Source organism: Nitrosomonas sp. Is79A3 (assembly GCF_000219585.1).
Lineage (GTDB): Bacteria > Pseudomonadota > Gammaproteobacteria > Burkholderiales > Nitrosomonadaceae > Nitrosomonas.
In genome coordinates this window covers 1,930,863-1,950,184 of record NC_015731.1, presented here as the reverse complement: position 1 = coordinate 1,950,184, position 19,322 = coordinate 1,930,863, and the positions used below count along the sequence as shown (strand labels likewise).

The 19,322-nt window shown below is 44.4% G+C and carries 16 protein-coding genes, 1 other RNA gene, 2 pseudogenes and 1 riboswitch; of the genes and pseudogenes, 7 read left to right on the top strand and 12 right to left on the bottom strand.

Annotation, left to right across the window (positions count from 1 at the left end):
* Positions 1-189 precede the first annotated feature (189 nt).
* Complete coding sequence (locus NIT79A3_RS08960) at positions 190-1,506, top strand: hypothetical protein (protein WP_013965885.1); 1,317 nt, start codon at positions 190-192, stop codon at positions 1,504-1,506.
* A gap of 518 nt (positions 1,507-2,024) precedes the next feature.
* Here the strand turns inward: NIT79A3_RS08960 and NIT79A3_RS18740 are convergent.
* Positions 2,025-2,162, bottom strand: a complete 138-nt coding sequence (locus NIT79A3_RS18740; protein ID WP_156797051.1) for a hypothetical protein — start codon at positions 2,160-2,162, stop codon at positions 2,025-2,027.
* Positions 2,163-2,442: 280 nt separating this feature from the next.
* Here NIT79A3_RS18740 and NIT79A3_RS08950 point away from each other — a divergent pair, with 280 nt between their 5' ends.
* Both NIT79A3_RS08950 and NIT79A3_RS08945 read left to right on the top strand, forming a co-directional pair.
* Positions 2,443-3,357 (top strand): sulfotransferase domain-containing protein, encoded by a 915-nt coding sequence (locus NIT79A3_RS08950; RefSeq protein ID WP_013965884.1) that lies wholly within the window; start codon positions 2,443-2,445, stop codon positions 3,355-3,357.
* Between the two features lie 3 nt (positions 3,358-3,360).
* Positions 3,361-4,455 carry a glycosyltransferase family 4 protein gene (locus NIT79A3_RS08945; RefSeq protein ID WP_013965883.1) on the top strand — a complete coding sequence of 365 codons (1,095 nt, stop codon included), beginning with the start codon at positions 3,361-3,363 and terminating at the stop codon, positions 4,453-4,455.
* 135 nt (positions 4,456-4,590) lie between these two features.
* Here NIT79A3_RS08945 and NIT79A3_RS08940 read toward each other — a convergent pair.
* Together NIT79A3_RS08940 and NIT79A3_RS08935 are read right to left on the bottom strand one after the other, a co-directional pair.
* Positions 4,591-5,670 (bottom strand): annotated as a pseudogene (locus tag NIT79A3_RS08940) (IS630 family transposase).
* Positions 5,671-6,259: 589 nt separating this feature from the next.
* On the bottom strand, positions 6,260-7,495 hold the full coding sequence (locus tag NIT79A3_RS08935) for a hypothetical protein (protein WP_013965882.1): 1,236 nt from the start codon (positions 7,493-7,495) through the stop codon (positions 6,260-6,262).
* 107 nt (positions 7,496-7,602) lie between these two features.
* Positions 7,603-7,689: riboswitch (cyclic di-GMP riboswitch) on the bottom strand.
* A 331-nt stretch (positions 7,690-8,020) separates the two neighbouring features.
* On the opposite strand from NIT79A3_RS08935, the gene NIT79A3_RS08930 reads away from it, so the two are divergent.
* Entirely contained in the window at positions 8,021-8,260 is a 240-nt protein-coding gene (locus NIT79A3_RS08930; RefSeq protein WP_041360280.1) for a hypothetical protein, read from the top strand.
* A gap of 943 nt (positions 8,261-9,203) precedes the next feature.
* Here NIT79A3_RS08930 and NIT79A3_RS08925 read toward each other — a convergent pair.
* From NIT79A3_RS08925 to NIT79A3_RS08915, 3 genes are all read right to left on the bottom strand, one after another.
* On the bottom strand, positions 9,204-9,404 hold the full coding sequence (locus tag NIT79A3_RS08925; RefSeq protein WP_156797050.1) for a hypothetical protein: 201 nt from the start codon (positions 9,402-9,404) through the stop codon (positions 9,204-9,206).
* A gap of 731 nt (positions 9,405-10,135) precedes the next feature.
* The gene (locus tag NIT79A3_RS08920) at positions 10,136-11,440 is read right to left on the bottom strand and encodes an IS5 family transposase (protein ID WP_013965881.1); all 1,305 of its coding nucleotides are present in this window, start codon (positions 11,438-11,440) and stop codon (positions 10,136-10,138) included.
* Positions 11,441-11,736: 296 nt separating this feature from the next.
* Complete coding sequence (locus NIT79A3_RS08915) at positions 11,737-12,732, bottom strand: zinc-binding dehydrogenase (RefSeq protein WP_013965880.1); 996 nt, start codon at positions 12,730-12,732, stop codon at positions 11,737-11,739.
* A 310-nt stretch (positions 12,733-13,042) separates the two neighbouring features.
* Between NIT79A3_RS08915 and NIT79A3_RS08910 the strand changes: the two genes are divergently transcribed.
* The gene (locus NIT79A3_RS08910) at positions 13,043-14,944 is read left to right on the top strand and encodes a GGDEF domain-containing protein (protein WP_013965879.1); all 1,902 of its coding nucleotides are present in this window, start codon (positions 13,043-13,045) and stop codon (positions 14,942-14,944) included.
* Positions 14,945-15,084: 140 nt separating this feature from the next.
* Positions 15,085-15,510 (top strand): annotated as a pseudogene (locus tag NIT79A3_RS19480) (transposase).
* A gap of 270 nt (positions 15,511-15,780) precedes the next feature.
* Here NIT79A3_RS19480 and NIT79A3_RS08900 read toward each other — a convergent pair.
* Both NIT79A3_RS08900 and NIT79A3_RS08895 read right to left on the bottom strand, forming a co-directional pair.
* On the bottom strand, positions 15,781-16,578 hold the full coding sequence (locus tag NIT79A3_RS08900; protein WP_013965878.1) for a sulfite exporter TauE/SafE family protein: 798 nt from the start codon (positions 16,576-16,578) through the stop codon (positions 15,781-15,783).
* A gap of 49 nt (positions 16,579-16,627) precedes the next feature.
* Positions 16,628-17,083: an EVE domain-containing protein gene (locus tag NIT79A3_RS08895; protein ID WP_041360276.1), complete on the bottom strand. Its 456-nt coding sequence runs from the start codon at positions 17,081-17,083 to the stop codon at positions 16,628-16,630.
* 99 nt (positions 17,084-17,182) lie between these two features.
* Between NIT79A3_RS08895 and NIT79A3_RS08890 the strand changes: the two genes are divergently transcribed.
* Complete coding sequence (locus NIT79A3_RS08890; RefSeq protein ID WP_013965876.1) at positions 17,183-17,836, top strand: thiol-disulfide isomerase; 654 nt, start codon at positions 17,183-17,185, stop codon at positions 17,834-17,836.
* A gap of 39 nt (positions 17,837-17,875) precedes the next feature.
* On the opposite strand, the gene NIT79A3_RS08885 is transcribed toward NIT79A3_RS08890, so the two are convergent.
* The 4 genes from NIT79A3_RS08885 to NIT79A3_RS08875 form a co-directional block, all read right to left on the bottom strand.
* Positions 17,876-18,490, bottom strand: a complete 615-nt coding sequence (locus NIT79A3_RS08885) for an HAD family phosphatase (protein WP_041360274.1) — start codon at positions 18,488-18,490, stop codon at positions 17,876-17,878.
* A 92-nt stretch (positions 18,491-18,582) separates the two neighbouring features.
* A non-coding RNA gene (gene ssrS, locus NIT79A3_RS18295) (6S RNA) lies at positions 18,583-18,762 on the bottom strand.
* A gap of 20 nt (positions 18,763-18,782) precedes the next feature.
* The gene (locus tag NIT79A3_RS08880) at positions 18,783-19,082 is read right to left on the bottom strand and encodes a cell division protein ZapA (protein ID WP_013965874.1); all 300 of its coding nucleotides are present in this window, start codon (positions 19,080-19,082) and stop codon (positions 18,783-18,785) included.
* A complete protein-coding gene (locus NIT79A3_RS08875; RefSeq protein ID WP_013965873.1) occupies positions 19,075-19,272 on the bottom strand; it encodes a hypothetical protein in 198 nt (65 codons plus the stop codon). Before NIT79A3_RS08875 ends, NIT79A3_RS08880 begins: the two co-directional genes overlap by 8 nt.
* Positions 19,273-19,322 lie beyond the last annotated feature (50 nt).

Genomic DNA, 19,322 nt, shown 5'->3' with positions numbered 1-19,322 from the left:
TAACCTTCCTGGGCCTAAGATAATCCGGACAATTTATTTGTTCTCTACACAGGATTATCAGCTATTCCCGCTCATACACAGACACAAGGAAAATAAAGCGATTCAGCGGTCTTTAAAAATAAGTTTTCGTGAACTTTTAACTAAATTACAATATTATGGGAGCATAAATTAAAGTGATAGGTGAGTATTATGCCGAAATATGCCTTTCGCCGGTATTTAAGCGCGCCCGGTTTAATCAAGGAAGTTCGCGCCTGTTTTGAAAGGATAGAAGACAATGGAAACGGCAAAGTATTCCCATTGAGCGATTGTTTGATGTCGGGATTTGCGGTTTTTAGCTTAAAGTATCCTTCATTATTGCAATTTGACCAAGGCAGGGAAGATGATTTGGTTCGGGCTAATTTGAAATCCTTGTATGGCATTGACCGCGCGCCATCGGATACTTATTTACGGGAACGACTGGATAATGTCTCCCCTGAGCTTTTGCGCCGGTCATTTAGGCGCATACTGCACGTGCTTCAGCGTGGCAAAGGGTTGGAGGGATTTGAATACCTGGATGGTTATTATTTTTTATCCATTGATGGAACGGGCTATTTTTCTTCTTCACCAGTGCATTGTGAACAATGCTGCCAGAAACATCACGGTGACGGTCGTGTGACATACTATCACCAGATGCTCAGTGCCGTGCTGGTTCACCCGGATCAAGCCGAGGTATTCCCGTTGGCGCCGGAGCCGATCATGCAACAAGACGGGTATAGCAAAAACGACTGTGAACGCACTGCAGCAGTGCGATTGTTAAACGCACTCAGGCGTGAACATCCGCATATGAAACTCATTGTGATCGAAGATGGTCTGGCTTCCAATGCGCCGCATATTCGTCTGCTTCAAAAACTGAACCTGCACTTTATCCTCGGCGCCAAACAAACCGACCATCAATTTCTGTTTGACTGGGTGAATACCGTCCAGGGAGTAAAAACTGATGAATTTATCGACGGCAATGGTATCAGACACAGTTTCCGTTACCTCAATGGCGCTCCTTTAAACGACGCCAACTTTGAACTTGAGGTCAACTTTCTGGAATACCGGGAATATCACCCTTCAGGCGAAACCCAACATTTTTCCTGGGTAACAGACATTACGATCACGCCTGAGAATCTGATGCAACTCATGCGCGCCGGGCGCGCACGCTGGAAAATCGAGAATGAAACTTTTAATACCCTGAAAACACAAGGCTACCACTTCGAACATAACTTCGGCCACGGTTACCGGTATTTATCCACTGTCTTTGCCTGTTTGATGATGCTGGCGTTTTTGGTCGATCAGGTACAGCAGCATTGTTGTCTCTTGCTTCAACGGGCAAAACAAAATGCAAAGCGTAATAAATACTTCTGGGAGAAAGTACGTGGATTATTCCTCCATTACTTCCTTCCGGACTGGGAGACTTTGTATAAATCCATTGCCTTTGGAATAAAATCAACCGTACCAGTCTTTAATGATTCGTCTTATTGATCCGGCCATTAAAAAGATTGATTAGAATCTCCGTATTCCGGCTTTCGCCGCTATGACAAATCGAACTATTTAATGGCCGACTCTATAATACGCCAACCGGGGTAAAGTATGTTCGAAGGGTGTTTTCCAGGGAAAAGTAGCCAATTTTAAAAACTGACTTGAGTCAGATGGTTTCGCTTTGCCTCAAAACATAGATTTCGCAAAAAATTCATAAATTTTATTTTGCAGCAAATGTTGTTTGAATTAGCGGGAGGTGCTGCAGGATTATTAGTGTGTTTGACAATCCACCCACTTTCCAGTATTTTGATCTTTTATGAAAAAGAGCGTTTATTCCCTATCCACGTACACTTGCTAACAAACTTGGTTCATCGCGCACCTACCTGCGCGCAAATGGAAATCAACCCCCGGTCTTTCCGGATGCCGAGTTGTTGGAATTTCACTTTGCAGATTTTGCCGGCGAATTATGTCAACATTTACATATGGCGTTTTGGCCGAATAAGTACCGTTGGGGAAGCAAGTCACCCATGTGTTTTCAACACATTGAATTGTTGGGGATACGTTTCCCGTGCGCTCAATTCGTGCGTATCTTTCATATACTCGCGATGCTGCACAATCCTTCCATAAGCGCTGGCACCAGGGACTGGGGCGTTTGGCATTTCTGTGGAAGCAGGCCTGGCAGGTCGAAAGGTATGAAACTTGGTTCTGACAGATACATGGAAGTTGCTTATGAATCGCTAAAAGTGGATGCCGAGGCTAGCTAGAGGTACTGGAAGTGTTATTTCATTGACTTGGAGATGATATTCCCGATAAGCTTCAGCTTGACCGATAGCGATTTATAGCAGAACACTTTATAATTTATGGCATCGAAAGCTTTCCTGACTTTGCCAGGTGCGCTAAGGTTGCCCTGAGACAAACTCCAGAGTGAATAGGTTCTGAATGCCATATTATAGTTATCTCATTCTCGGTGGTACGGAAAAAGCCGGCACCACCTCAGTTTATTCGTATCTCAACGCACATCCCCAGGTTGCTGGTTCCGCGCGCAAGGAGACCGATTATTTCCGGAACGAGGGGCCACTCGATCTGGCTGGTTACGAAGCACAGTATCCCGGCGCTCGGCCCGGGCAAGTACGAATGGAGGCTTCGCCCGGGTATCTTGCGGACAGTGCGTTTGCCGCGCCAACGATTGCGTCGGTGGTGCCGGATGCACTGCTGCTTTTCATCCTGCGCGACCCTATTGACCGGCTGCTGTCGAGCTTTCAGTTTCACAAGTCGCGCTTTTTCATCCCTGAGTCCATGCACTTCGACGATTATTTCACGCTATGCATGCGCTATGAGCGCGGTGAAATCGACCCAAGCACGGCAGGGCTCGCGGAATGGTTCCTTCGCGTACCGGATGCAGGTCGCTATGCGGCCCACCTGAGCGACTATTTCATCCGCTTCCCGCGCAGGCAAATCAAGGTCATGACCCTGGACAGATTACAACGTGATCCGCGCGGTTTCATGCGAGAGGTATGCGCTTGGGCGGAGCTGGACGAGTCTTTCTACGATAGTTTCGATTTCGTGCGCGCCAATGTTACCTTCAGCCCTCGCCGGGTGTGGATGCAGCGGCTGGGATTGTGGGTGAATGATCGACTAGAGCCGTATTTCAACCGTAACCCGCACATCAAACAGCAGCTGCTTGCATGGTACAAGCGCATCAATGGCCGGTCGGCAGACAAGTCAGTCCTTTCATCCGAGACTGCCAGGCTGTTGAGAGATTACTACGCGGATGATGTCGCGGCGTTAATCGATATGATCAGCAGCGGCCTCGACGATGCCCGTCATTGGCTCAGGCAAATGCAGGAAATCTGATTTATGCGTATTCTCCACGTCATCAATGGCGAATTATATTCAGGGGCGGAGCGTGTCCAGGACCTGCTTGCGCTACGCCTCGCGGAATTCGGCTACGAGGTGAGTTTTGCCTGCATCAAGCCGGACAAGTTTCCCGAACAGCGCATGTCGAAGGACGCCCCGCTGCATATGGTTCCGATGACTTCGCGATTCGACCTGGGCTGCGGCGCCAAGCTCGCGCGCATCGTGAGACAGCAGGGTTATCGGCTGGTTCATACGCACACCCCGCGCGCCGCTCTGGTTGGGCGCGTGGCCTCGGTCCTGGCCGGAGTGCCCATGGTACATCACGTGCACAGCCCCACTACGCGCGATACCGAGAATGCGGTACGCAACCACATCAACGCTCTGACGGAGCGCATGAGCATGGCCGGTGTGGCCAGGCTGATCCCAGTGTCTAATAGTCTTGAGCATTACCTGCGCGCTGCTGGGTATGCAACTGCAAGAATCCGCATGGTGGCCAACGGCGTACCCACACCGGGGCCCCTGCTCGAACGTGTCCTGCCGCGCGACGAGTGGGTGATCGGCTGTGTGGCTCTTTTCCGTCCACGCAAAGGGATCGAGGTGCTGATCGAAGCTGTCGCGCATCTGCGCGACGAGGGCCGTGCAGTAAGGCTGCGCGCGGTCGGGCCGTTCGAGACTCTTGAGTACGAGGCAGCGATCCATGCCCAAGCGGCGCGCCTGAATATTGCCAGTGCGATTGATTGGACGGGCTTTACACGTGATGTGAATGCGGAGTTTGCGCAAATGGATGCCTTCGTGCTGCCCAGCTTGTTCGGCGAGGGCATGCCGATGGTGATTCTGGAGGCGATGGCAGTGGGTGTGCCGGTGATCGCATCGGACGTGGAAGGCATCCCCGAGGTGATCGATCACGGCCGCTCGGGATTGATCGTACCCCACGGAGACGCGAGAGCACTTACCGGTGCGCTTGCCGCACTGATGGATGGTCAACACGACTGGCAAGCCATGCGAGAGGCCGCGTGGCAGACGCAGTCGACGCGCTTTTCCGACCGTAGCATGGCACAAGGCGTAGCACGAGTTTACGGGGAGGTACTAGAGTAGATTAGAGTAGATTAGGGTATAGTAGAGAACATGCTTTCACCTGCTCTCTCTCATCAAGCCTTGCCTGCGGTTTTCCCGCACACGGATTTCCGATGTGCTTCACACTAGTGTAGTGTCTCTCAAATGCTCATACATTTAAACAGCGACCTGCGATTGCATCATGGCGTTACGAGCACGCTGAATTTTCCGCAAAATTTCTTCGCCCTTGGCATTCCAGACATAACGTTTGGGATTTTGATTGCGGTCAGCCAAATAGTTAAAGATTCTATCTGACAGTTCCTTAACTGAAGTAAAGCTGCCACTGACGATCTGGTCAGTCAGAACGCGGAAGAAACGCTCGACCAGGTTAAGCCATGAGGATGAAGTTGGCGTGAAGTGCATGTGGAATCTGGGGTGCTTGGCCAGCCAGGCGTTTACCTCGGAATGTTTGTGGGTTGCGTAATTGTCGGCAATCAGATGGATATCCAAATCTTTCGGTGTTTCCCGTTCGATTTTCTTGAGGAACGCCAGCCATTCCTGATGCCGGTGTTGTTTGGAGATTGTTGTGATCAGTTTCCCCTCCAGATAGTTTAGCGCAGCAAATAAAGTCAAGGTTCCATGACGAATATAATCGTGCGTTGTGGTCTTGATATGCCCGATGCCCAGCGGCAAGCCCGGCTGAGTACGCTCCAGCGCCTGACATTTTGATTTCTCGTCGCAACACAGCACCAGCGCTTTTTCCGGTGGATTGAGATACAAGCCGATGACATCCCAGAATTTTTCCTCGAAATGAATATCGTTCGACAGCTTGAAGGTTCGGGTCAGGTGCGGCTTGGTGTCGTTTGCAGCCCACAAGCGTTGTACGCTGGCCGTCGAAATACCCGCCGCTTGCGCCATGGTACGGCAACTTCAGCGCACCAGATTAGCGGGCGGGCGCGTTACTGTCACCAACACTTTCTTGACCGCCGTATCGGGTAACGAAGGTTTGCGGCCACGTTCAGGCGCATCCGTGAGACCAGCCAACCGTTCCTTGGCAAAACGCTGACACCAATAATTCACGGTCACACGTGTCACTCCGGCTTTCGCACCGATTGCTTCCTGCGTATGCCCTTCAGCCCTCAGCAAAATGATTTGTGCGCGCTGCCGATCTCGTACTGACACGGTGCTGGCGCGTAACCGCCTATCCAGCTCTCGTTTCTCTTCCTTATGTGCATAATGAAACTCTGAATAACTCATTTTTGTCATTCCGAGCACAGATAGAAATCTCTTCAAATCAACACTATAGATTTCTCGCTGTGCTCGAAATGACAAAATTACTGTTCGTCCTGAGCCTGTCGAAGGACTTAATCAGAGCTTCCATAATTATTCCACCAAAGTACTCGGTGTCGCATGTGGTAGGATTTATCAAAGGTAAAAGCGCGATAGCATAGTGCGCCAATTGGGCAGAGGAAGGATTTTTACGAAAGAAAGTTTCTGGACTCGTGGGTATTCTGTATCTGCGGTTGGGCCGAACGAAGAGATGATTAGAGCGTATATCGGAGATCGGAAAAAAGAAGATTAATGTTATGATCAGTTGAAACTGGGAAGGTAGGTGCCGCTTTAGTGGTTCACAAACAGCCCATTGGAAGGATTCCTGCGATAAGCCCCCGGCTCTGCCGGGGGTAATTTACCTTAACAGTTTCATTGAATTTTGTGAACAAATTTCTGTTTGAGAACCTTAAATTTCACGCGGCGTGATCAAAAAATAGCTGAGATTTGATCGAGGTGAAGGCTGTACCTTGTGAGGTGCGGTCCTTCACCCAGTGGGTCTCTGTTCAAGAAATTTCTAGTTAACGCAGGAGGAATATGCGCTAGGACAAGTTGGATCCAGCCCACCTGCAGGATCGCTGGTTTGATCTTTCCAATTTAACATCTCTAGTACTTTTGGAAAATATGCTGGATCCCGCGTCCAGAATATATAATTGGCTTTCAGCGTGTCCCGTGCAAAAGTGAGAAGCTCCAAGACAGTTGGCTCATGGCCTGTTCCATCATATCGAGTATTCTTGTAATTTGTCTGCATCACCGAAGGTGTCAGGGGTACTTTCCCAGAAAGTACAGGATAATAATTATAGACACCTTTTGGAGATCCTGGATAGAGTAATCCTGGTTCTTCAATGAAGGTGTCTGGTCCACCTAACCCTGCTCCCATCGCGCTCAGGTTTCCTATGAATGATTCTAGAATCGGACGCGGGTAGTTTGTAAACTGGAACGTCATAGTATTTGGGAAAAAATCACGCATTCTTTGGTTTGCTATGAGCATGTTATTGTAAAAGTTATTTGTCTGAGCACTAGTTATCGGTTTTGTAGGAGTCCCCATAGCTGTTTCAGTTAGGCCAATACCCTCAAAGTAAGGGTGGGAGTTGTAGCGATTCCCAAGCGCTTCAAATAGTTTAACCATGCGCGAAAGTAGATTAGGATTCCACAGTTTGATATTGTAACCATTTATGGTGCTACCGCCATTATTACTAAAAGAAAATACGCCTCCCTCATACTCAACCGCTTTGAGATAGTCTGAGACGGGATATATCTTAGGATCGAATGATTTCATCTGCAGCAGAATGACTAGGCGTTTATTTCGTGCAGCAAGTTCGGCAAGACGCTTGTCAATGGAAGTGAAGTCATACACACCATAGGATGTTTCCAGTTCTGCCCATGAATAACGAATTTGTACTCCGCGCAGAGCGGGCGTGTTTTCTAGTTCGCTGTATATTTGCGCCATATATGTAGAATTATTTTTATCGCTTAAAATTGTATAGTAATGGCCTGGATGCCATTTGACTGAGTTGGACGTTGCGCCGACGGCATGCGCTGTTCCGAAGAGAACCCAAACCATGCTGATGATGAATAATAATATAAGTAGTCGGGCATATGCCTGTCCAGCTTTAGTATTGATTCCTGTGAAATTATAAAAGATGCAGCGCTTTATAATATCGCTTATATTAGCTTGGTTTGTCTGAAAAGATTTTCTGGCGGTCGGTGTCAGTGAGCCGGTAGTTTGTAATACTTGATTGTTAATGTTCATGTTAGATTCCTCCTTAAGATAAAAGGACGGAACTGCATGGATACGCAACAAAGCCGTTTTGTTCGATGCATGTTAATTCATGTATGCGACTGAGACGAGTTGTGTTTCATGGCAGTCCTGCCATCGTGGGGTATTTGCCCTTTAGATCAGTGACTTTGCGTCCCCTGCTTTCGCAGAGTTTGCCTTTTTCAAATTGCAATACTTATAAAGCACGAGTTGTGCCAACTCTGAATTGTTGCGATAAGTTGGTTCGACAATTGATCTTGAAAAGAGTAATTGATGGTTATGTCACAATTGATTGTAGAAAATGACTTGCAAAATAACACGATTGATTTTTAATCAATTGGTTATATGTTTTCATGGTTATCAAAAAATCATCTGTCATCAGTGAATTAGAAAATTCAACAGTTAACTGTTACATAGCCTAATTGATCAAGGTTAAGAAGAGAGTTTTTTGCAAGCTTTCGTTTTGTGAGAAATGTAGGTTTGCCACAAGTGCGATGTACAGGATAGGGCGCAATTATTGTGAAGCGGGATATTTATTTTTCAACCTATGGCAACACATTACACGGCAAATTTTTTGTGAAACCCGGTTACATCACCAACGGAAGTCGAAAATCTATTTTGAATTTTGCTCTGGCTATGCAATATTTAATCAGAATGCAAGGTTTGTGGGATGCCAAAGAAACTTTTGATTTGCCAATAAGATTCGCACTCATGCATCTTCCTGAAGACATCAAATGTAAAATTCAAGGAAGAATATGACGCCGTATTTCGTCATTTATTGACAAGATTGGAATTTTTACCTGTTGCCTGTTAGCAACAAATAGAAATATCCGGTTTTGTAACAAATAGATTGTCCGCTTTAAATTAAAGAAGCTCTGATTAACTCACCTTTGTCATTCCGAACGTAGTGAGGAATCTTTGGCAATCAACAGTATAGATTTCTCGCCATGCTCGAAATAACAGTTTTTCAGAGGTTCCTTAAAACGCAGTGAACCCGTACTGGGGGTCATTACGAAGCTGAGGCGGCGTATTTACACAGCAACTTTTCATTTTGTTTTATTACCTATCCTGTTTTGTCATACTTAACAATTTTTCGTAGCCCATGCAAGATCGTTAATCTACCATCCAGATAACGTAATACAGTCACTTTGGCTTTCACATAGTGACATCTATGCTGGTCAGCTGGGATCTGCAGCTTGAAGTGGTCTCCTGTAACTGAACAATCTGAGAGTAGAATTAAGCTCTGCTATTGTTAGTTAGTCTACCCTGAAATATCTATAAGTACATGATATTATTTGTAAATACACTTATTCTTAATGATGATAACGATCGGAAATGTTAAAATATTCATGTGTTTTCTGGTCGAAATGGTGATTAAAAATGTTCAGACGTAGCGGTACGATTCATCAACTATTGATCCGGCCATTAAATAGTTTTGAGCGGCATATTTTACGTACGGATCTTGGAAGTACACAGAACTCGCATATGTCTTCAGGTTATTGGGATAAATGAATGTGGTAAAGCTATTTTTACCTATCCAGAAATGAAGGAGAGTAGAGAGTCATAAAATTCAACATGTGATTTCTCGCGGTCTTGTCACGGGGTTTTTTATTATGAAGGAAGCTCTGATTAAGTCCTTCGACAGGCTCAGGACGAACGGTAATATATTGATTACGTTCGTGGTGAGACTCTATGGTTCGCGTCAAGCATTTTTTGTAATCCTTTCCGGGTCGAAAGTTGAATGGTAATGATGAATAGACCAGGCTGCGCGGGCGATTTTGCGGGCGATGATTACCAGTGCTGCGGTAGTACTCCAGCCATGGGCGCGGTAATGCTCATAGATAGGCTTCCAAGCTTTGGATTTGGCGGCGGCCATTGCAGCGTTAAACAGCAGGCGACGCAACTCGGCGGTCAATGCACAGCCGCTAGATTCTTCATCGACGTTCGGGGTGTGGGTGGGAGAGTTCTCACTGAGTCTGTCCGCTGCACGGCAGAGGCTTGTCGATGTCCCTCCACCCCGGCTCCTTCCAGTCTCTCAAGAAGGAGCCAGAAACACCATACAAGCTTGTCGAACCATGAATGTAATCAACTTAATCAGAGTTTCCTTATAGAGTCGGCCATTAAATAGTTCGATTTGTCATAGCGGCGAAAGCCGGAATACGGAGATTCTAATCAATCTTTTTAATGGCCGGATCAATAGTACCTAGTGCTGAGTAGAGTGTCTGAGAATTGAATTAAATCAGAAATTTATATTATTTTTTCACATATGTGATCTTTTTGTGAAATGTATGTAAAATTTATGTGAAATTTGATTATTGTAGTTATTGAGAAAGCCTTCCAAGAGATAATCAAATAACTTTGGCGAAGTTAAAGTCTGTTTTGTATTATTCGGAATTATTCCTTTAATCAGTGTTATCTTATTTGGTGTTGTGCCAGTATTTCCAACAATGCAGTCTGTTATAAACTGGATAGGAACGGGCATAAATCTTGGATTTGTTCTTTTTCTGAGTTATCTTGTTGTCGCAATAATAATTAGTCGACCCTGAAAAAGTATCAAACGACAGTTGTTCTGGAAAAGCTGCCCGGGGAAACTCTTGCTTACTAAAATGCATGCCCTGGTAGTTTAAATTTCCATCAAGGAATCCGATAAATTTGCAGTTTCCGCCATGGGAAAAAGAGCCAAAAAATGGCCAGCAGCCATTGTTTCAGATTCCAGGCGGCAGCAGCCATCAGCAGGTTGATGCGATCGCCAATAGCGCCTTTCAGATAGTTCCTCGCCATTCGATAATCCGATTTCAGGTGGCCGATAATGGGTTCAATCGCGGCACGCCTCCTGCACTGTTTTCGCTTCTTGTCTTTCTGGTATCGGGTATCTTTCTTGAGTCCTTTTCCGGGCAAAATGATCTGGGTTCCATTGACTTCACGTTTGCCGCGGTAGCCGCGATCGCATACGGCTTGCTTGGCTGCTTTCCCGCGCGAAATCTCAACATGACGCAAGATCTCTGGTAACGTATTGCTGTCATGCAGATTCTGTTCGTGACTGATTACGCCGACGATCAGATTACCTTTTGCGGTACTGGCGACCGATGCTTGGCTAGCGTACTCATATTGTTTGTGGTCTTTCCCCTTGGCGACACAGTACACTTGCGGTTCGTGCAATGAGTAGATCTTGTTCTTATCGTTTTGCTGTTGCCGTAATACGCGCTCATACAATAGAAAGTCCCGTTGATAGCATTCAAACAGACAGTGCTGCGGTAATTCCCTCCTGAGTTCCCGTATCAATACACCTGCAATGGTTCTGAGCCGCTTTAATGCGCGTTTGGCCTTAGCTCTTTTCTTCACGTGCCGGTAGTACCGAATATCCAGGCGCAGTGACTTCACTTCTTTGACGAAAGTACGCCGCTGTGAAATGCCGTGGGCGGGGCCAATCTTGTTGAGGCGATTGATAATCTTGATCGCTAGTTTGCTATCTGTCGGGTACGTGATGTTCTTCTCATGCACAGTCGTGTCAACATGAACCACATCTTCCAGCGCCGATTCCCCATGCAAACCAACGCTCATCTGGAAAATCCGCTCTACACCTTGCGCACCTATGCGCTTGCGAAAATGCACCAGCTCCGTGCTATGGCAAGGCAGCTTCTGCTGGAATTCTTTCATGCCGCAAAAAGCCTGGTAATAAGGATTGCGCTTCCACTGCAATACTATCGATTCGTCACTCAGATTCTCTAACTGCTTCAGTATCAATAACCCAACCATCAGCCGGATCGGCTTACTCGGCGCACCTGCCGCCGCCGTGTAATGGATGGAAAATGATTCCTCAAATTCTTGCCAGGGTATCGCTGATGCAAGCTTCAGCAAGGGATCACTGGGATCAAGTTGCATCAACAAATCTGTTCCAAACAAATTCGGTTGATGAATCGTACTGCTACGTCTGAGCATTTTTAATCACCATTTCGACCAGAAAACACTTGGATATTTTAACATTTCCGGTCGTTATGAGCATTAAGAATCAGATCATTCAAGCATAGTATCAAGTGCTTGTGGATATTTCAGGGCTGACTAATTACACTATCAAAAAATAAAGTGCGCTATTCTTCGATAAGAATCGTTGCTTAAACATACGTTCTGAAGTTTAAAGGGGTTAATGCATAGTGATTTATGTATGGGTATTGATCTGAATTATTAATTTGTAAATGGGTGACTAAGGATTATCAACTGAGAGATTCGGACAAATCTCAGATTACCATCACAAGCTTGCCGATTGGATGATTTTCCTCGAGAAAATTCTGTGCAGCAACAGCATCTGCTAACCCAAAGGTGCGTGCGATTTCTACGGACAACTTGTTTGCATCGAACAATGCAGTGCATTGCATCAGTATTTCGCCTTGATGACATTTCGCGTCTTCCAATTCCATCAGAACGGGTGTAAGCATTAATTCAAAGCTTAGCCGTACGTTGCGTTTGCGCGCCTCACTCCAATCGGTATCCGGTGCAGGTTGCAGGATAGTCACGACATCACCGTAAGGCTTAACACAATGAAAGCAGCTTTGTAATACCTCCGGACCAATAGTATCAAAAGCGATATCCACGCCTTTGCCATCTGTCCATTGCGATACTTCGGCCGTTACGTCTTGATTCCGGTAATTGATAATTTTGTCGGCACCCAGTCGACGTACAAAATTGGCTTTTTCCTCACTGCTCACTGTTGTTATCACCTTGGCACCGGTTAATTTTGCCAATTGAATGGCTGCATGACCAACACCGCCGGCGCCGGCGTGGATCAATATTGTTTGGTTGCGTGTGATATGTACCCGGTCGTGCAAAGCTTCCCAAGCGGTGATAAAAACCAGCGGTGCAGCAGCAGCCTGTTCAAATGACAAAGCATGCGGTTTCAATGCAAGCAATCCAGCATCTACCAGCACATATTCGGTGTAAGTGCCCTGGCGGTTATTAAAACTCGGTTGCGAAAAATACACTTCATCACCGGGTTTGAAGTTTTTTACATGTAAGCCGACGGCTTGCACAATTCCGGCGCCGTCACAACCCGGTATTAAGGGATAGGTAACGGGAAAACGTTCGGGTGTGGTGCGAATTTTGCAATCGATTGGATTGATACCGATCGCCTTGATACGCACCAGAACCTGATTTTCACCGCAATCTCCCGGGGCCTTGATATTACCATATTGTAGAACGTTTACTGATAAGCCTTTCTCAAGATATATCGCTTTCATCAATCGCTCCAAAATTATCTTTTCTCCCAGTACGAAACGAAAATTTAAGTATTTACACAAGACGTTGAATTTTACAATGGATAGCACGCTATATGTATTTTATAGCTGATTTTAATTTTTCTATACCCCGTCACATTTTTCAGATGCAGCGGGGTGCTTCTAAGCAAAAAAATTGGTGATGGGTTTTTCTGAATCTGATTACTGTATTAATATTTTTGATTGAGACAAAAAGATATTATGCTGAACAGCTCAAGAATGGCAGCATATCTCCGCTAATATATTTTTATTGGTATTTCAGCTTGTTATTTGTATGAATGAAAGTAAAAATTCTAACCCTTCTTTTATAGCGCGTGAAACGTTAAAGCAACTTGCGTTGCTTAAAGTCTCGCCTACACCGGATAATTACCATAAGCTATACGATCAAATTGCGGGTAATCCACCTAATCAAATATCTGCTATTACCGCAAAAATGCTAACTGATTTAGCCAAAGAACTTCCACGCCATACACCGCAATTGCTTAACTTTGCCAATAATCTTGAACAGGCTGCAAATGAGAGAAATTGGATAAAATTTAAATCGGTAATGATTAAGCTTGTTACAAATGAGACTGAACCTGTAAATAAGCATACAATCTTGGTGAATTCAATATCGGAACCGGATATTCCGTGGGGAGGAACAATTGAAGAATTATTTAATCTCTTACCAGCTAAAAACCAAACATTGATTTGTGATAGAAAATGGCAAGACCTTCATCAAGTTCTTATCAAGTTTTCAAAAGACTCGGATCAATTACATAATGAATTAAGAAGGCTTATTGATTCATGGTGCGCATTGGCATCGAATCCTCAAGAAATGATAGCGAATGGTGAAGGCTTCTCGCTTGTTGAATCTGATCCAAAAAATTCTCATCCAGAGTATATTGCCTCAGAACAAAAGGATGTGATCAGTAATTTTACTGGCCAAATGCTGGAGCTATTGGCACAAATGCTTGAACATATCGCGGTGACCCTGCTTGATGATGCTGCGCTAACCAATGAAGCTAGAACATTGGCACAACAAGTACGGAAAATTCAAGATAAACAGGAAATGGAGCAATTTGTTGCTAATTTTCAGAAGTTTTGTGTCAAATTCGAATCGCATGGTGAGAGTGGGATCAAGTTGCAACAGGGTTTGCTCAAATTGCTAAATTTATTAATGGACAGTACCGGTGAATTGTTATCTGAGGATCAGTGGATTAAGGAGCAAATCTCTAGGTTAAAAGAGACCATATCTAGGCCACTGAATTTGCAAATAATGGCTCAAGCAGAGCAGTATCTAAAAGAAATCATTCACAAGCAAGAAATCATAAAGCAAAGCTTAGGCAAAGCTAGGGTTACTGTGAAGCAGATGGTGAATTCCCTCATCCATAATATTGAAGAACTCACTGATGCAACGGGAACATACCAAGTTAAGCTAGAATATTTTTCAGATAAAGTTAATCAGACTAATGATCTAGAAGAACTGAATCAATTGCTCGTGGAAATTATGCAAGAAACTAAACAAGTACAAAGCAGCGTCTTAGAATATCGTGATGATTTAATTGTTACTCGGGCAGAAGTGAGCAAAGCACAAGATCAAATCAGTCAACTTGAAATTAAGTTATTGGAAATGGCGGAGAAGGTACAAGAGGATCACCTCACAGGTACATTTAACCGACGCGGTTTGGATAGCGCATTTGAACGTGAAATATCACGCGCACAGCGTAATCAAGAACCCCTATGTTTTGTGTTGTTAGATATTGATAATTTCAAGCAACTAAATGATACACATGGACATAAAGTAGGCGATGATGCTCTGGTTTTCCTGGTCGGTGCTATCAAAGAAACAACACGACCAGAAGATATTGTGTCGCGCTATGGTGGCGAAGAGTTTGCAATACTACTTCCAAATACGGTGCTTGAAGAAGCACTCTTGATTTCATCAAGAATACTCCGCAATTTAACTAAGAAATTCTTTTTGTACGAAAATAAACGCTTGTTAATTACTTTTAGCGCTGGCGTTGCGCAGTATCAAGTAGGGGAATCGCAAGAGAGTATTTTTAAGCGCGCAGATCAAGCAATGTATAAAGCAAAGAAGACTGGAAAAAATCAGATACTTGCGGCGGATAATTTGCATTCTAGCATAGTGCATCCGCAAGAAAAAAATGCTTCATCAGTAAATTGCACTTGCTAAGACCGGTTTGAAGTGGTAACGCAAAACTGGACAGGCTGTTCAGCTCTGTTATGGACAATATAGAGGATCATGATCATGAGTGGGAAACGCAACCAATACTCCTGTGAATTCAAGGCAAAAGTAGCGCTGGCTGCGATGCGATGCGAGGAGACGAAACGAAACGAAACGAAACTATTCCCCGATTGGCTAAGCCTTTGGCAACGGTCTATTACATGAAAGCAGAGTTGCGCAATATCTGGCATCAATCGGATAAAACCTCAGCTCAAAATGCATTGGATGAATGGGTAAAATAAGCCGCTGCTTAGGATATCAACATGCTCAAGCAATTCTCTAAAACTATTGCGGCACACGGTTCAAGCATCCTGGTTTATTTCGAATTCTATGGTTTATCAACTGGGCCGTTGGAGAACGTCAATAACAAGATCAGAATTTTGCACAAAATGGCCTATGGTTTTAGGGATGCCGGATTCTTTAAACTTAAAATTATGGTGCTGCATGAAGTCATTTTGTTATGGTCAGTTGAAACTGAAAGTACGCACTTCCCGGATGAGCTAGCTTTTAACTGATTGCTTCCGAAATTCCTGGTTATATCGTGTATGGGGTAATTCTATCTTCATCCTCCATTTCATACATTCATTTTATGAAACTTTGGACTCCATAAAAATCAGCCTACCTCCACTGTGGAAGTTAATGGGACAGTAGAGGATGATGATAGGAATCTCAATACCAAACTACCGTATTAATTGCTGGAGTTTGTACACTTCCCTCAGTCACTAGCCGGTTAAAAATGGATTCAATAAGCTCATTTTCATATCGGTGCCTCGCCTTTTTGTCAATTAGAATAATCCCATTAACATTCTAATGCCCAAACCATACAACAGCACAACAAAAATAGTTCTTAGAATAGCAGTTTTGGTGGAATGCGTGAGCCTCGCTCCGAGAGGTGCTGTCAGCATACTGGCTAGCACCAGCCAGAATAATGCCGGCAAATAGACATAACCCAGGCTGTACTCAGGCAGTGCTTCCGGTTGTAGGTAGCCATTGGCGACATAACCGGCGGTGCCCGCTAGTGCGATTGGGAAACCTATGGCTGCTGCTGTGCCTATAGCATGCTGAAGTTTGACATTGCAGAGTGTCAGAAATGGCACGGACAATAATCCGCCACCAATGGCAACCAGACTGGATAGTGCACCGATAATGCTACCGGCGAAAAACATTCCGATTTTCCCCGGGAGCTGGAAAATTGGGCTGGGGCGGAATTGCAACAGCATTTGTGTGGCGGCATAAAAGATGAAAATGACAAAAATGACGCTCAATAACTGACCGGTCATCGTACTGGCCAAAACTGCTCCGCCGAAAGTGCCGAGAAAGATACCGGGTGTGATATTTCTGACGATCTGCCAATTCACTGCACCATGCTGGTGGTGCGTGCGGAAGCTGGAAGCCGAGGTGAAGATAATGGTGGCCATGGTGGTGCCCAGCGCAAGATGGATGATGCGATCAGCAGGAAAATCCTGAGCAGTGAATAGAGAAATCAGTACGGGCACGATAATGAGTCCGCCGCCAATGCCGAGCAAGCCAGCAAAAAAGCCCACAAAAGTACCAGTTAGCAGGTAAATCAGCCACCACTCCATGGATTATTCCCTGTAAGTTTAGATGAAAAAGACAAAAGATTAAAACACATTACAGAACAGTCATAATGAATTGCCATTCTGCCGGATCAACCGGGGTGATCGATAGGCGGTTACCGGTTTGTAATACCCGCATCCTGTGCAGCTCCGGATATTGCCTGAGTTCCTTTATCGGGATCAGGCGAGTTCTTTTAACCAGGGTTATTTCAACATTAAACCATCGCGGATTGTTGATTACTGCTTTGGAATCAAAATATTTACTGCCGGGATTGAATTGCGTGGCATCCGGATAAGCCGGTTTGCTGACGACTGCAATCCCCATGATGCCGGGATCTTTGCAGCATGAATGATAGAAAAAAACCTGATCGTTTATAGCCATTTGATTACGCATAAAATTGCGCGATTGATAGTTATGCACACCTTCCCACGCAACGGTCTGATTTGGCCGTGCTGCAAAATCATCAATGTTGAATTCATAGGGTTCAGACTTCATTAACCAGTAACGCATTTTTTGATGGATTGTAATATTTTTAGTCAAAATTCTGCACGATAACGCTCAGTTTCTGTAATATTCCAAGACTTTCTGCACATTTTAACTATTTTAACCATGAATAATCACTTACTTTCTGATATTACTGTCGATACTTGGGTGCAAGGCGGGCCTATTTTGTTAAGCGATCTGATTGGTTCGGTCGTATTGATCGAAGTTTTTCAGGTTAATTGCCCCGGTTGTTTTATTTATTCATTACCTAGAGCCATTGAGCTGCATGAGAGATATCATCAGCAGGGATTGGTTGTGATCGGGCTGGCTACCGCATTTGAAGATTATGATAAAAATACGCTCGAGAATCTACAGAAATTAGTTACAACGGGCGAAGTGATCGGTGAGACATTCAAAGCGCTTAATCAATATGGCATATTGTCGGAAGGCAAGTTGCCTTGGAAGATACCTTTTGCCGTTGGTATGGATCGCATCGTGGCGGAAACCGAACCTGTAACCGATGAACGAGTACTGCGTTATGCACACGAATTTCTCCCTGATTTTGAGAAATTCAGCGATGAACAGAAGAGATCTGTGCTGCAGCAGGTCAGGCATTACATGGAACAAAAGTCTATGAAAGCTGAAACTTTTGAACGCTTTGCACTACAAGGTACGCCATCTTGTATTTTGTTCGATCGGAAGGGGCAGTTAAAAGATGTTTCGTTTGGTCAGATCGATTATAAACAGGCAATGGTTGAACATTTTCTGGCAGAAAAATAATCGGATGCTTGATAAGCAAAAACTTTCAATGGCCTGTTACTAAAGTTTTTTGAGCCAGATTTCAAAAGCCTGGTGGTCATTCAAATCGTATTGCCAGCACTGAAAACCGAGTTCTCTACCGGATGCAATGTTTTGTGGTTGATCATCAATATAAATGGTTGTCGTTGGATTAAGCTGAAAAGTTTTGATTGCGTGTTGATAAATGGCAAATTCAGGTTTAAGAATACCAATTTCAAATGACAATATTTTGTGTTCAAAGTAAGAGAATTCAGGGTAAGCAGTAAATATCCAAGGGCAATGGATTGCATTGATATTTGAAATCAGAATCAACGCGTGATTATTGCTGGCAAGTTGCCGGACACAGCGCCACATGGGTTCATTTACGGTGAAAATTTGTTGCCAAGCGTGATAAAACTGTGGCAATGTGGCATCGCTTTCGAAGATCTTCAGTGCCCAATTCGCATATTTTTCCGGGTCGATTAATCCGGCTTCTAATGCATCCTTCTGCTCAAGTACTTGTTGAATGCGCTCTTTGGGATTATTAATCCTTTGAGGTATCAACTTTAACAATGCTGATTCAAAATCAAAATCGAGTAGAACGCGGCCAATATCAAACAAAAATGTTTTAGGAGGAAAGGAGAATGGAGTATTCATGCCTTGTCGCATGTGAAATTTATTGTCAGTAAAGTAGCAAGCAGAAAACTAAAAAGGGCAAGAAACGCTTATAAACATTTCTTGCCCCGTAATAGCTCCCCACATATGCCGTCAGATCTTCATCTTGAACCATGAGGTCCAAGGCGGTTGCTTCACGGATACATCAGGCACATCCAGTATATCGGTGCGCACAACAGTATCACTAAAGTCCACAACCATTTTCTAATACTTGGTTCAAAGAATATAGATCTTAACAAACACCGCAGGGATTAACCTTTAATGCACAACAATTCTAACTTCCTTTTTCGCTGATTACTTCATCAACTTTATTCTTCAATGATATAATTCTACGCCTAAATTCATTCATGTCAAAGCCAGTTCCGTTACGCAACATGAGTAATTCATGCGTGATACTTAGTGCTGCAATAATTGCAATACGATCAGAATCAATAACTTTTCCTTCTGCTTTGATTTCCTGAATTTTTCTGTCTAGATAAGCTGCTGCGAGTTGAATTTCTTCTCGCTCTTCATCAGGACAAGTAACGTAAAGCTCACGCCCCATAATATTGAGATTCAGCGGTTTATTATTCATTATCTGGCATATTTAAAAGTAGTGTCTCAAGACGGTCAGCAGCAACATGAATTTTTTCATTTAATTTTTCACATTGGGCGTGCGTGTCTGCAAGCTCTTTACGTAACTTTTTGTTCTCTATGCGAGTATCCTGATACAAGCGTAAAAGTAGAAAAACTTTTTCTTCTAAAGATTTCAGTTCTGTTTCCATGGAGACACTACTTTTTGAACTATTAAAAGGCTAATGGGTAACCAAATTTT